This window comes from Dactylosporangium maewongense (assembly GCF_039531485.1).
Classification (GTDB): Bacteria; Actinomycetota; Actinomycetes; order Mycobacteriales; family Micromonosporaceae; genus Dactylosporangium; species Dactylosporangium maewongense.
In genome coordinates this window covers 291,909-305,142 of record NZ_BAAAQD010000008.1, presented here as the reverse complement: position 1 = coordinate 305,142, position 13,234 = coordinate 291,909, and the positions used below count along the sequence as shown (strand labels likewise).

Annotated in this window: 11 protein-coding genes; 3 read left to right on the top strand and 8 right to left on the bottom strand. The window is 72.8% G+C overall.

Annotation, left to right across the window (positions count from 1 at the left end):
* The first annotated feature begins 2 nt into the window (after positions 1-2).
* Both ABD332_RS22125 and ABD332_RS22120 read left to right on the top strand, forming a co-directional pair.
* On the top strand, positions 3-1,301 hold the full coding sequence (locus ABD332_RS22125; protein ID WP_344503909.1) for a DUF58 domain-containing protein: 1,299 nt from the start codon (positions 3-5) through the stop codon (positions 1,299-1,301).
* Entirely contained in the window at positions 1,298-3,778 is a 2,481-nt protein-coding gene (locus ABD332_RS22120; RefSeq protein WP_344503908.1) for a transglutaminase TgpA family protein, read from the top strand. The genes ABD332_RS22125 and ABD332_RS22120 overlap by 4 nt, the downstream gene beginning before the upstream one ends.
* A gap of 1,280 nt (positions 3,779-5,058) precedes the next feature.
* Here the strand turns inward: ABD332_RS22120 and ABD332_RS22115 are convergent.
* Together ABD332_RS22115 and ABD332_RS22110 are read right to left on the bottom strand one after the other, a co-directional pair.
* Positions 5,059-5,445 (bottom strand): DUF3040 domain-containing protein, encoded by a 387-nt coding sequence (locus ABD332_RS22115; RefSeq protein ID WP_344503907.1) that lies wholly within the window; start codon positions 5,443-5,445, stop codon positions 5,059-5,061.
* 151 nt (positions 5,446-5,596) lie between these two features.
* Complete coding sequence (locus ABD332_RS22110) at positions 5,597-6,910, bottom strand: DNA polymerase IV (RefSeq protein WP_344503906.1); 1,314 nt, start codon at positions 6,908-6,910, stop codon at positions 5,597-5,599.
* A 126-nt stretch (positions 6,911-7,036) separates the two neighbouring features.
* Between ABD332_RS22110 and ABD332_RS22105 the strand changes: the two genes are divergently transcribed.
* Positions 7,037-7,447 (top strand): hypothetical protein, encoded by a 411-nt coding sequence (locus ABD332_RS22105; protein WP_344503905.1) that lies wholly within the window; start codon positions 7,037-7,039, stop codon positions 7,445-7,447.
* Here the strand turns inward: ABD332_RS22105 and ABD332_RS22100 are convergent.
* The 6 genes from ABD332_RS22100 to ABD332_RS22075 form a co-directional block, all read right to left on the bottom strand.
* On the bottom strand, positions 7,444-8,592 hold the full coding sequence (locus ABD332_RS22100; protein ID WP_344503904.1) for an alkaline phosphatase family protein: 1,149 nt from the start codon (positions 8,590-8,592) through the stop codon (positions 7,444-7,446). The two genes, ABD332_RS22105 and ABD332_RS22100, sit on opposite strands and share 4 nt — an antisense overlap.
* Positions 8,592-9,314, bottom strand: coding sequence for a class I SAM-dependent methyltransferase (locus tag ABD332_RS22095; RefSeq protein WP_344503903.1), 723 nt, complete (start codon positions 9,312-9,314; stop codon positions 8,592-8,594). Before ABD332_RS22095 ends, ABD332_RS22100 begins: the two co-directional genes overlap by 1 nt.
* Before the next feature lie 20 nt (positions 9,315-9,334).
* Entirely contained in the window at positions 9,335-10,873 is a 1,539-nt protein-coding gene (gene thiC / locus ABD332_RS22090) for a phosphomethylpyrimidine synthase ThiC (protein WP_344503902.1), read from the bottom strand.
* A 128-nt stretch (positions 10,874-11,001) separates the two neighbouring features.
* Positions 11,002-11,805, bottom strand: a complete 804-nt coding sequence (thiD, locus tag ABD332_RS22085; protein ID WP_344503901.1) for a bifunctional hydroxymethylpyrimidine kinase/phosphomethylpyrimidine kinase — start codon at positions 11,803-11,805, stop codon at positions 11,002-11,004.
* 118 nt (positions 11,806-11,923) lie between these two features.
* Positions 11,924-12,439, bottom strand: a complete 516-nt coding sequence (locus tag ABD332_RS22080; protein WP_344503900.1) for a thiamine phosphate synthase — start codon at positions 12,437-12,439, stop codon at positions 11,924-11,926.
* Positions 12,433-13,179 carry a thiazole synthase gene (locus tag ABD332_RS22075; protein WP_344504030.1) on the bottom strand — a complete coding sequence of 249 codons (747 nt, stop codon included), beginning with the start codon at positions 13,177-13,179 and terminating at the stop codon, positions 12,433-12,435. The genes ABD332_RS22080 and ABD332_RS22075 overlap by 7 nt, the downstream gene beginning before the upstream one ends.
* Between the last annotated feature and the right edge of the window lie 55 nt (positions 13,180-13,234).

Sequence of the window (13,234 nt, the reverse complement as noted above, 5' to 3'; positions counted from 1 at the left end):
GCATGCGGGAGGCGCTGCGGGGGCTCACCACCCGGGGCCGTAGCTTCCTGGCCGCCGCCGCAGCGGCCCTCATCGCGTCGCTGATCCTGGGCGAGCGCGACCTGCTCCGGGTGGCGGTGCTGCTCGCGGCGCTGCCGCTGCTGTCCGCCGCGTATGTGGGCCGCACCCGGTACCGGCTGTCCTGCAGCCGCACCCTGGACCCGCACCGGGTGCAGGTCGGCGCCAGCGCGCGGGTGATCCTCCGCCTGCAGAACCTGTCCCGCCTGCCCACCGGCACGATGCTGCTCGAGGACCGGCTGCCGTATGCGCTCGGCAGCCGGCCGCGGCTGGTGCTGGAGAAGCTGGGCGCGCACCAGGCGAGCTCCGTGGCCTACACGGTGCGCGCCGACGTCCGCGGCCGGTATGAGGTCGGCCCCCTGGTCGTGCGGCTCACCGACCCGTTCGGGCTGTGCGAGCTGACCAGGGCGTTCCCGTCGGTCGACCGGCTCACCGTCATCCCGCAGGTCGTGCCGCTGCCGTCGGTGCGTCTCGCCGGCGAGTTCGCCGGCTCCGGGGAGAGCCGCGCCCGGTCGGTGGCCGTGCACGGCGAGGACGACGCCGCGACCCGCGAGTACCGCTACGGCGACGACCTGCGCCGGGTCCACTGGCGCTCCACCGCCCGGACCGGCGAGCTCATGGTCCGCCGCGAGGAGCAGCCGTGGGAGAGCCGGGCGACGGTCGTGCTCGACACGCGCTCCACCGCCCACCGCGGCGAGGGACCGACCGCCAGCTTCGAGTGGGCGGTGTCCGCCGCGGCCAGCGTCGCGGTGCACCTGCGCCACGCGGGCTACAAGATGCGCCTGGTCACCGACGCCGGGGTCGACGTCGACGCGACCGAGATCGACGGCGACGGTCCTCTGCTGGATCAGCTGGCCGATGTCAGGCTGGCGCAGCGCGGCGACATCGGCACGCTCATCGAGCGGGTCCGGCGGCGCAGCGACGGCGGGCTGATCATCGGCATCTTCGGGCTCCTGTCGTCGGCGGAGGCCGAGCTCCTGGCCGGGTTCCGGTCCAACAACGCGACCTGCGTCGCCCTGTTCATCGACTCCTCGACGTGGCTCAACCTGCCGACGGCGGCCCGCGAGGAGGCCGACAAGGCCCACGGTGTCGCCTCCCTCGCGCTGCTGCGCAGCGGGTGGCGGGTCGTCGAGGTCCCGCACGGTGCGAAGCTGCCGGCACTGTGGCCACAAGCCGGGCGGGGGTCGCAGGGCTTCGCCTGGCGGGCCGCGTCGGCCGAGAGCGTCGCCGGAGGCGTGCGGTGAACCAGCGCAAGCACCTGACCCTGATCGCTGCGGGGTCCGCCTACCTGTCGGCGCTGCCGCTGTTCAACGTCTTCGAGGAGATCACCTGGGCGGTCCGGGCGTTCCTCGTCGTGGCCGCCATGTGCGGCGTGGCGCTGCTGGTCCGCAGCCTGCGGGCGCCGACGTGGGCGCCGAGCGCCGCGATGGCGGTCGCCGCGCTGTTCGGGCTGACCTGGCTCTACCCGAGCTCCAGGGAGTACATCGGGATCATCCCCTCCCCCGACACGCTCAAGCACTTCGGCCAGCTGCTGAGCACCGCGTCGACCGAGATGAGCGAGTTCGCGACGCCGGTCGGTGACCGGCCCGGCTTCCTGTTCCTGGCCACGCTCGGCGTCGCGGTCGTCGCCCTCGTCGTCGACCTGTTCGCCGTCGTGCTGCGCCGCCCGGCCCTCGCCGGCCTGCCGATGCTCGCGATCTACTCGGTGCCGGTCACCGTCACCGCCGAGAGCACCAGCTGGCTGCCGTTCGCGCTCGGCGCCGTCGGGTTCCTGTGGTTGCTGGTCACCGACAACGTCGACCGGGTCCGCCGCTTCGGCCGCCGCTTCACCGGCGACGGCCGCGACGTCGACCTGTGGGAGCCCTCGCCGCTCGCCGCCGCCGGCCAGCGCCTCGGCGCGGTCGGTGTGATCGCGGCCGTGCTGCTGCCGCTCGTGCCGTTCGCGATGCCCGCCGGCGTGATCGACTCGATCGGCGCCGGCGCGGGTGGCGGCGGGATCGGCCCCGGCGGCAAGAACGGCAAGCAGGTCAGCATGTTCGCCCTGCTCTCCGGGCAGCTCAACCGGGACAAGTCCTTCGACATGGTCAAGGTGACCAACGTCAGCAACGACCCCAACCCGTACTACCTGCGCTTCAACGTGCTCGAGGAGCTCACCAGCAAGGGCTTCAACGCCAAGCCGATCACCGGCGGCAAGAGCGTCAGCGCCGGCCTGGCCGCCCCGGGCTGGAACGGGTCCGTGAAGACCACCACCCACAAGGCCAGCATCGAGGTCACCAACGAGCTGGCGATCTACTTCCTGCCGATCTACACCTGGCCGACGAAGCTGGAGAAGATCGACAACAACTGGTCCTTCGACCCGAACACCGCCGTCGTGTACTCCAGCAAGCAGACGACGGCGAAGAAGAAGTACACGGTCGAGTACACCCGCCCCGAGATCAGCCCGGACGACCTGCGCAAGGCCGCGCCGATCAAGGAGAACGACCCGGCGGTGCACGGCACCCTGACCGTCCCGGCCAACAACACCGTCAAGGACAAGGTCGCCGAGCTCACCAAGGGCAAGACCACGGAGTACGACAAGGTCAAGGCGATCTACGAGTACTTCTCGCAGGCCAACGGCTTCGTCTACGACACGAGCACCGGCTCGGACACCAGCGGCTCGGCCATCGCCGACTTCCTCAAGAACAAGCGCGGCTACTGCGCCCAGTACGCGGCCGCCTTCGGCTGGCTCCTGCGCGAGGCGAAGATCCCGTCCCGGGTCGCCTTCGGCTTCGCCCGCGGCGGCACCCGCCAGGGCCAGACGATGACGCTCACCAACTTCAACCTGCACGCGTGGACCGAGGTGTACTTCCCGGGCTACGGCTGGCTGCCCTTCGACGCCACGCCCCCGCAGGCGATCGGCGGGTCGGTCTCCACGTCGTACCTGCCCAACGCCGCCAGCGAGCAGATCGACCCGGCCGACGAGAACCTCCGCAACCGCCCCGGCGGCGCCCCGAGCAGCAGCGCCGAGGCCGCCCCCGCCGGCGACAGCGGCAACAACCCCGGCAACGTCGGCGGCGTCGGCCCCGAGACGCAGGACGCCACGCTGATCTCGGTGCTCGCCGTCGGCGGCGCCTGGCTCCTGGGCAGCCTGCTCGTCGTGGCGCTGCTCCTGTCCCCGGCCCTCGTCCGCAACCGCACCCGCCGCACCCGCCTGACGGCCGCGGCCGCGGCCAAGGACGTGTCGGGCGGCCCACCCCCCGAAGGCGCCCCACCGGGCGTCATGGTCCTGCTCGCCGACGACGGCGAGGCCCGCTCCCAGGCCCACCACGCCTGGGACGAGCTGGTCGACACGATGGTCGACTACAACGTCTCTGTCGACGACGCCGAAACCCCCCGCGCCACGGTCACCCGCCTCGTCACGAAGGAACGCCTCCGCGACAAGGCCGAGCAGGGCGTCCGCCTGCTGAGCACCGTGGAGGAGCACGCCCGCTACGCCCGAACCCCCCTGACCGGCGGCCAGCTCCGCTCAGCCGTCGACGACGTCAGGACCGCGTTCGCCGCCCGCGCCACCCGCAAGACCCGCATCCTGGCAGTCCTCCTGCCCCCGTCGGTCCTGCGCCGCTGGCGCGCCACCACCACCCAACGCTCCAGCAACGCCACCCTGGCCGTAGGCCAAGCCTGGGACAAACTCATGCGCGCCATCAGCGTCCGCCGCTTCGTAGCCCGCCGCGCCGACCGCTGACCCACCCTTACCCACCAGGCGCCCCGGACCCCTCCACCCGTCCGGGGCGCCACTCTTCACCCCCACCCACCCCACCGCGACAGCAACGTGACCGGGAACAGCCCCGCCTGAGCACAGCCACAGCGACGGGGACAGGGACAGCCCCGGCCCGGCAACAGCCCCCGACGACAGGGGGGCCAGCCAAAGCGACGGGGACGGGACAGCCCCCGGCCCGGCAACAGCCCCGGCCAGACGGACAGCCACGACCCAGGCAACGGAGACGGGCACGGGGCAGCGACGGCCTAGGCGACAGGGACAGCCCAGGCGATAGCCCAGGCCACGGCGACGGGGACAGCCACAGCCCCGCGACAGCGCCCACTGCGACCACGCCCGCGCACCGGCACCATTGCCCCCGCCGCCATCACCGCTGATCAACACCCTGCTCCGGCACGGACAGCGACCGCCATGACCTGGTCCCCCCGCAACCACACCGGCAGGACACTCACCGACGCGATGATCCAAGGCCGGATCTGGCCACCCCGACAGCCAGAACCATCCTTCGATCAACCGCCAACGCCACCCAGCACCGCCCTCACCGCCGCAACGCCCCTCGACACGGCGATCAGGGGACACGACCAGCCCCGCCGACTCCCGGCACCATCCTCTGATCGACCCACCACGCGACGACCAGCGCCGCGAGTGCCGCACCCCGGTCCAGCGCTCAACGGCTGATCACCCTCAATCCGGCCGCCGACGCGAAGCCACTGTCCGCGCCCCACCGTGCCACCTGCCCCGGCCCAGCGTGCCGGCCAACTGCCCCCACCCGAACGTCACCGACACACCCAACGCCCACCCACCATCAGGCTCACCGAAAACCGACCCGCGACCGAATCACAGGCCGCCGTCAGAAGAGCCTGCGGCCCGGGACAACGCGCCTGGCCAGACTGCGGCACAGGATGACCCGCGCCGTGCTGGTCCCGTGGACAAGACGTCCGGGCGGATAGCTCTGGGCGGGTTGCCGGGGGTGAGCTGTGGGCGAGGGGTGATCTGAAGGGTGAGCCCGCAGCTCAGGTGCGACGCAGGCCAGGGCACGACGCAGGCCAGGGCCCAACCCACACCAGACACGACGCGGCGCAGGCAAGGCGCGGCGCGGCGCAGGAGCGAGACAGCCCGCCTCCAAGGTGCGGGGGCGGGCTGGGCAAGGTGGGGGCGGTCGAAGAAGGAGTTCTGCGCGCTGGGCAGACGGGCGGGCGCGTCGACGAGGAACCCGTGTCGACGCGCCCTTGCCTGGCCCGGTGGGGTCAGGCGTCGCCTTCAGGGCGGCGGCGCCAGCGCTCTTCCAGGCGGTCGACCAGGCCGCCCCTGCGCTGCTGCCGGGTACGGCGTGTGGCCGTGCCGCCGACGGCGTGCAGGTCGGTGCTCTGTCCGCGGCGGTACGCCTGGACGCCGAAGACGAGGGCGCCCAGCATGACGACGAAGCCGCCGACGCCGAGGGGTGGGATTGAGATGGCGACGCCATAGACCAGTAGCGCCATGCCGGCGAGTAGGAGCACCGCGGCGGCGATCATCCGACGCTTGGCATGGAACCGCGGGTCGGTGGCTCGCACCGCCGAGGCAAACTTGGGGTCCTCGGCTAGCGACCGCTCGATCTGCTCGAACAGCCGCTGCTCGTGTTCCGAGAGCGGCACGGCACTCCTCCCCGGTCGCGAAGGTCGACCCTGATGGACCGACAGTCCGGCACAGCCCGTCGGGCTGCGTACTGGCAAGTTTACGAGGGGCTCACCGGGTCGGAAAGCGGGACGATGGTCCGGCCGTGCCGATTTTCCGTCGAGTCGTGCTCTATCTGCCCCCATTGTGGCGTGTCGGCGGTCCGGAAGGTGGGTCGGGGGCGGGTGCGGCGCCGTTACCGTCGCCGCGGAGGCCGTCGCCGCGCAGGAGGCTGGCGGGCTTGACGAGGCCCGCGCCGAAGCGGGCGGCGACCGCGTCGGCGGCGCGTTCGGCGTCGCGCCAGCCGTGGTCGCGCTCACCGAGCGTCATCTGGCGTGGCGCTCCGTCAGCGGAGGAGAGGCTCTCGACGCGGACGCCGATGAGGCGGATGCGCTCGCCAGGGCGGGCGGAGGTGAACAGGGCCCACGAGATCTCGAAGATCTCCCGGGCGACGTCGGTCGGGATGTCTACGGTCCGTGACCGACTGAGCGTCTGGAAGTCGGCGAGCCTGATCTTGACCGCGATGGTGCGGCCGGCCTGGTCGGCGTGGCGGAGGCGCTGGGCGACCTTGTTGGACAGGGCAAGCATCGTGCGTCGGATGATTGACAGGTCGCTGACGTCGACGTCGAACGTGGTCTCGGCGCCGATCGACTTCTCCACGTGGTCGGGAATCACCCGTCGGGGGTCACGCGCCCACGACAGCTCGTGCAGATGGTGGGCGGCGGCGTCGCCCACGGCGGCGCGGAGCATGCCGAGCGGGGCGGCGGCGAGGTCGCCGACGGTCTTCAGGCCGAGCCGCTGGAGAGTCTCGGCGGTCCGGTCGCCGACGCCCCACAGGGCGCTGACGGGCAGCGGGTGCAGATACCGCAGGGCCAGGGCGGTCGGGACGACGGCCATGCCGTCGGGCTTGGCGCGGGTCGAGCCGAGCTTCGCCATGAACTTCGTCGAGGCCACCCCCACGGAGCAGGTCAGCCGCTGCTCGGTGGCGACCCGGCGGCGGATCAGGGCGGCGATCTCGGCGGGGCGGCCGAGCAGCTTGCGGGCGCCGGCGACGTCGAGGAACGCCTCGTCGAGCGACAGCGGCTCGACCAGCGGCGTCACGTCGCGGAAGATCGCCATGACCGCGCGGGACGCCTCCGTGTAGGCGGCGAAGTCGGGCGGCAGGAAGACGGCATGCGGGCAGAGCCGCTGCGCCCTGCTGCCGGGCATGGCGCTGCGCACCCCGAACCGGCGGGCCTCATAGCTGGCGGCGGACACGACGCCGCGCGGCCCCGCGCCGCCGACGATGACGGCCTTGCCGCGCAGCTCCGGGCGGCGGCGGATCTCGACCGACGCGTAGAACGCGTCCATGTCGACGTGCAGCACCGTGCAGCCGGTGTCGTCGGCGTCGGGACCGAACTCCCCCGCACCCGAACCGTCCCTCGGCACCACCTGGCTCCGCCCCATGTCCGCACTCTAGCCAGACCCCCCGACAAAAATCGGCAAGCCAGACCCGGCAAGAACGGCAAGCCAGATCCCGGCAGACAATCGGCAGCGTTTGACGGGAAGTTAGGATTGCCTTACCTTCCTGGGATGGCCCTCCTCGCGCTGACGTCGCCGCTGGCGCCCGTCGTCGCGGCCGTGGAAGGCCTCAGGCTCCAGCATCCGGACCTCGTCCGCTGCATCGCACGGGGGTTGATGACCAGCGGCGGCGACGGCTGGCGCCCCGGCACGGACCGGTGCGCCCTCGCCGTGCTCCTGGTCGCGGGCTGGACCAGGGCGCGCAGGGTGCCGCTGCCGGCCTGCGGCGAGACGTTCCTCAACCAGGCCGGCCAGCTCGGGATCCGCCGGGCACGGGTGGCGGTCCTGTGCGACGACCCCGTCGCGGGAGCGCCCGGCGTGGTGGTCGCCGCGTCGAGGCACGAGCTGCTCCAGATCGTCCTGGAGCACGCGGTCGACGCGGGGCCGGAGCTGCGGAGCACACTCCAGAAGCTGAAGGCCTAGCTGCGCACCACCAGCAGCGGGATCTGCATCTCCGCCGCCGTGCTCGACCCGTGGAACGCCACCATCTTCGTATACCGCAGCGGCTCGTGCTCCGTGGCCATGATCGCCCACCGCTCGTGGCAGATGACGACCACGTCGCCGACGCGGGCGAGGTGCTGCTGCGGGATCGGCCCGAACCAGCCTCCCGCGACCGCCTCGTCGCGGCTGAGCACGGTGGCCCGGTCCCCGAGGACCCCCCGCCAGGTGGCGATGACGTCGTCGTGCGCGCCGGGGACGGCGTGCAGATACCGCACCCGGGGCTCACCCGCGACGACCGCGACGCCGGCCCGCAGCCGGGTGTCCTGGTCGAGGTCGAGGCGCCGGTCGGCGGGGATGTCGACCTGCCCGTGGTCGGCGGTCACGACCAGCGCCGAGTTGGGCGGCAGCCCGTCGACGAGGCGGGTGAGGAGCCGGTCGGCGTCGGCGACGGCCGTCCGCCACTCGCCGGTCCCGATGCCAAAGTCGTGCCCGGCGCGGTCGACGTCGGGCAGATACCCGTACACGAGGCGGGAGGACCGCAACGCGAACAGCATCGAGGCCGCGACCTCGTCATAGGCGATCCCGGCGCCGAACCGGGCGCCGCGGTAGGCGGACACGGACAGGCCGGTCCGCTCGAACTTCGGGTTGCTGACGACGGTGGGGGCGAGCCCCGCGTTGCCGGCCCGGGTGAACGCGGTCGGCAGCGGCTGCCACTGCGCGGGGTCGGGCTGGTCCTCCCAGTGCAGGTGGTTGACGAGCTTGTCGGTGCCGGGCTGGTTGAGCACGATGCCGACGATGCCGTGGGCGCCGGGCGGGGCGCCGGTGCCGAGGGTGACGAGGCTGACCGGGGTCGTCGACGGGAAGCCTGCGGTGATCGAGCGGGCGGTGCCGAGCCGGCCGCCGAGGAAGTCGGTGATCGTCGGCGCGTGGGGCGCGGCGACGCCGAGCTGGTGCCAGCCGAGCCCGTCGAGGAGCAGCACGGCGACCCGGTCGACGCCGGCGAGGGCGGCGCCGAGGCCGAGGGCGTCCCGCTCATACGGCATCCCGAGGACGCTCAGCACGCTGGGCATGACCTCGGCGAGGCTCGCCTGCCCGTAGCGGGGTGCGACGGGGTCGAGCGGGCCCATCAGTGTCTCCTGCAGAGCAGGTGCAGCTGGGTGGCGATGTCCCGGTAGGGCGGGGTGCCGGCGAGGGCCAGCTCGAACGCCTGCAGCGCCTCCGGCTCGCTCTCCGCGACGCTGCCGGGCACCAGGTCGGCGATGATCCGGACGCCGTGGATCTGCTCGACCTCGAACCCGCCGCCGGTCAGCAGGGCCGTGGCGGTGCCGACGTCATAGCGCCGGCTGAGCCGGTCGCGGGTGTCGCCGCGCCCGTCGGGGCTGGCGACGAGCAGCGACGCGGCGGCGAGGTGCCCGCCGATCGCCCTGGCGAGGACGGCGGCGGCCCGGTTGGCGACGACGACGCTGGCGGCGCCGCCGGGGCGCAGGGTCGCGGCGAGCGCGGTGACGACCTTGTGCGGGTCGTCGACCACCTCGAGCATGCTGTGGCACAGCACGAGGTCGACGCTGCCGGGCGGGACGAGGTCGGCGAGGCCGTCGCCGTCACCCTGCACGGCGGTGATCCGGTCGGCGACGCCGGCCTCGTCGGCCCGCCTGGTGAGCGCGGCGAGGGCGTCGGGGCTGGGGTCGACGACGGTGACGGCGTGCCCGGCGCGGGCCAGCGGCACGGCGAACCCACCGGTGCCGCCGCCGACGTCGAGGGCGGTCAGGGGGTGGTCGGCCGCGGCGATCTCGCGTCGCAGGACCTGCCAGACCACCGCGGTGCGTGGCGACGCCACTGAGGACTCCACCCCCCGACCTTAATACCCACCTACGACACAACCGGCAGGTATACCTGCCCGCCCGACGCGACGAACTCCTCGGACTTCGCCTGCATCTCCAGCGACAACGACTGGCTGATCTTCATGGAGCAGAACTTCGGGCCGCACATCGAGCAGAAGTGCGCCGTCTTCGCCGCCGACGCCGGGAGCGTCTCGTCGTGGTACGAGCGCGCGGTGTCGGGGTCCATCGCCAGGTTGAACTGGTCCTCCCAGCGGAACTCGAACCGCGCCTTGGACAGCGCGTCGTCCCACGCCTGCGCCCCGGGGTGGCCCTTGGCGAGGTCGGCGGCGTGCGCCGCGATCTTGTACGCGATGACGCCGGCCTTGACGTCGTCGCGGTTCGGCAGCCCGAGGTGCTCCTTCGGCGTGACGTAGCAGAGCATCGCCGTGCCGTACATGGCGATCATGGCGGCACCGATGGCGCTGGTGATGTGGTCGTAGGCGGGCGCGACGTCGGTGGTGAGCGGTCCGAGCGTGTAGAACGGCGCCTCGTGGCACCACTCCATCTGCAGGTCCACGTTCTCCTTGATCTTGTGCATGGGCACGTGGCCGGGGCCCTCGATCATGACCTGCACGTCGTGCTCCCACGCCACCTTCGTCAGCTCGCCCAGGGTGCGCAGCTCCGCGAGCTGCGCCTCGTCGTTCGCGTCGGCGATCGAGCCGGGGCGGAGCCCGTCACCGAGGGAGAAGGCGACGTCGTACCGGGCGAAGATCTCGCACAGCTCGGCGAAGTGCGTGTACAGGAAGTTCTCCTCGTGACGCGCCAGGCACCAGGCGGCCATGATCGAACCGCCCCGGGAGACGATGCCCGTGACCCGGCCGACGGTCATCGGCACGTACCGCAGCAGCACCCCGGCATGGACGGTCATGTAGTCGACGCCCTGCTCCGCCTGCTCGATGACCGTGTCGCGGTACGCCTCCCAGGTCAGCTTGAGCGGGTCGCCGCCGACCTTCTCCAGGGCCTGGTAGATCGGCACGGTCCCGATCGGCACCGGCGAGTTGCGCACGATCGCCTCGCGGGTGGCGTGGATGTGCTTGCCGGTGGACAGGTCCATGACCGTGTCCGCGCCCCACTTCGTCGCCCAGGTGAGCTTCGCGACCTCCTCCTCGACGCCGGAGGAGACCGCGGACGTGCCGATGTTGGCGTTGACCTTCACCAGGAAGCGGCTGCCGATGACCATCGGCTCGCTCTCGGGGTGGTTGACGTTGTTGGGCAGGATCGCCCGCCCGGCCGCGATCTCGTCGCGCACCAGCGACGGGTCGACACCCTCGCGGATCGCCACGAACTCCATCTCCGGCGTGATGATCCCCTGCCGCGCGTAGTACAGCTGCGTCCGCTCTCCGCCATGATCGCCGCTGCGCGCGGCGATCCACGGCGCGCGCAGCGGCGGGAGGCCCGTGGGCGGGTCGTTCAGCGGGCCGCTGGTGTCGTAGAGGCGCACCGGTGGGTTGCCGCCGCTCAGCTCGACCTCGGCGAACGGCACACGGATGTCGTCGCGGGACCCCTGGACGTGGACCTTGCGCTTCATGGCGCATCCTTTCGTGGGCTGTGGGCACGGCGAAGCGGGCACGCCATGAGGCGCACCTGTTCGCGTTTTCGGCAGATGTACTGAGCGAGCGGGCCGGACCAGAAGATCCGCGGGCCGGACCTGGTGGGTTACGGAAGCGGGCCGGAGAAGGGACCCCACGCGAGCGGACCGTGCCCGGCGCCGAGCCGCCAGCCGGACGAGGCGCTCAAGGCCGACTGCACGTACTGCTTCGCCCCGGCGAGCGCCTCGGCGAGAGGCTCCCCGAGCGCGAGCCGGGCCGCGGTCGCCGCCGCGAACGTGCACCCGGTGCCGTGGTTGTTCGCGGTGTCGACCCACGGCAGCGACAGCAGCTCGACGGTGCCGCCGACGCAGACGACGTCGACGGCGTCGCGGCTGCCGCGCAGGTGGCCGCCCTTCACCACGACACACTTCGGTCCGGTCGCGGCGAGGTCCTGGGCGGCCTTGATCGCGTCGTCGACGTCGGTGACGTCCCGGCCGAGCAGCACCGACGCCTCCCGCAGGTTGGGCGTGACGACGGCGGCGTGCGGGAAGAGCAGGTCGAGGTACGCGCGCTCGGCGTCCCGGGTGAAGAGCCGGTCCCCGGACGACGCGACGAGCACCGGGTCGACGACGAGGCCGGGCAGCCGCGGCGCGTACGACGCGACGAGGGCGACGGTCTCGGGTGTGGCGAGCATGCCGGTCTTGACGGCGGCGACGGGCAGGTCGGCGAGGACCGCGTCGAGCTGCGCCCCGACGAACCCGGGGTCGACGGCGGAGATCCCCCGCACGCCGACGGTGTTCTGAGCAGTGAGTGCGGTGATCACACTGGTGCCGAAGACCCGGTGCGCGGCGAACGTCTTCAGGTCCGCCTGGATCCCCGCACCCCCACCGGAGTCGGATCCCGCGATCGTCAGGGCGACACTCGGGTTCACGCCGCCACCTCCGCTTCGCTCCGGCGTCGGCCTGAACTCAAGACTGCGCCCAAGGTGCCCGACCCTCCGCTGCGCTCCGGCCCGGTCACGCCGCCACCTCCGCTTCGCTCCGGCCCGGTCACGCCGTCATCAGCTCCTTGACGAACCTCGCGGGGTCGTCGGCGCGCATGACGGCACCCATGACGGCGACGCCCGCGGCTCCCTCGTCGAGGCAGTCCCGGACCCGCGCCGGCGAGTCGACGCCGCCCAGGGCGTACACCGGCAGCGGGACGACCAGCGCCATCCTGGCGAGCGCGGCCAGGCCCAGCGGGGGGCCGTAGCCGGGCTTGGACCGGGTCGGGAAGATCGGCGACAGGGTCGCGAACCCCACCTTCGCCTCGGCCGCGGCGAAGAGCTCCGCCTGGTCGTGGCACTTGCGGTACGCGGCCGTGTCCTCCGCCAGCACGAGCCGGCCCTTGACGCCGTCGAGCATGCTGCGGAGCCGGTCGGCGAGGTCGGCGCGGGCCCCCGCGGGCAGGTCCTGCTCGCCGAGGACGACCAGCCGCGCGCCGCCGTCGATCGCCCGGTTGACCACCTCGTCGAGCGGCCGGTGCGCCTGCCGGCGGTCGGTGAACAGCACCAGCCTCGTCACCATGGCAGCCCCCCCATCGGGCTCGAGGCGGTCGCGTACAGGCGGCGCGGGATCCTCCCGGCGGTGTGTGCGAGCCGGCCCGCCTCGACGGCGAGCCGCATCGCCTCCGCCATGCGCGCGGGGTGTTCGGCGCGGGTGACCGCGGTCGCGAGCAGCACCCCGTCGCAGCCGAGCTCCATCGCCAGCGCCGCGTCGGAGGCGGTGCCGATCCCGGCGTCGAGGATGACCGGCACGGCCACCTTCTGCCGGATCAGCGCGATGTTGTGCGGGTTGCGGATGCCGAGGCCGGAGCCGATGGGCGCGCCGAGCGGCATGACCGCGGCGCATCCGGCGTCGGCGAGGCGCTGGGCGAGGACCGGGTCGTCGGTGGTGTACGGCAGGACCGTGAACCCGTCCTCGACGAGCCGCTCCGCGGCGGTGACCAGCTCGACCGCGTCGGGCAGCAGCGTCTCCTCGTCGCCGATGACCTCCAGCTTGACCCACGCCGTGTCGAACGCCTCCCTGGCCAGGTGGGCGAGCTTCACCGCCTCGGTCGCCGTGTAGCAGCCGGCGGTGTTGGGCAGCACCCGCACGCCGCACCGTTCGACGACGTCGAGCAGCGACGGCGCGCCCGGGTCGAGCCTGCGCAGCGCGACCGTGACAAGCCCGGTGCCGCTGGCCCGGATCGCGGCCTCGAGCGCGGCGTGGCTGGTCGCCCCGCCGGTGCCGAGGATGAGCCGCGACGGCAGGTCCTCCCCGGCGATGCTGAGCTTCGCGCCGTCGCCGGCGGCACTACTGAGGCCGCCGATGGCGCCGTTG

Coding starts and splice junctions, on each gene's coding strand:
- thiC (WP_344503902.1), bottom strand. CDS start 10,873: ATGAAGCGCAAGGTCCACGTCCAGGGGTCCCGCGACGACATCCGTGTG.
- ABD332_RS22110 (WP_344503906.1), bottom strand. CDS start 6,910: ATGGGGCGGAGCCAGGTGGTGCCGAGGGACGGTTCGGGTGCGGGGGAG.
- ABD332_RS22080 (WP_344503900.1), bottom strand. CDS start 12,439: ATGGTGACGAGGCTGGTGCTGTTCACCGACCGCCGGCAGGCGCACCGG.
- ABD332_RS22100 (WP_344503904.1), bottom strand. CDS start 8,592: ATGGGCCCGCTCGACCCCGTCGCACCCCGCTACGGGCAGGCGAGCCTC.
- ABD332_RS22105 (WP_344503905.1), top strand. CDS start 7,037: ATGGCCCTCCTCGCGCTGACGTCGCCGCTGGCGCCCGTCGTCGCGGCC.
- ABD332_RS22125 (WP_344503909.1), top strand. CDS start 3: ATGCGGGAGGCGCTGCGGGGGCTCACCACCCGGGGCCGTAGCTTCCTG.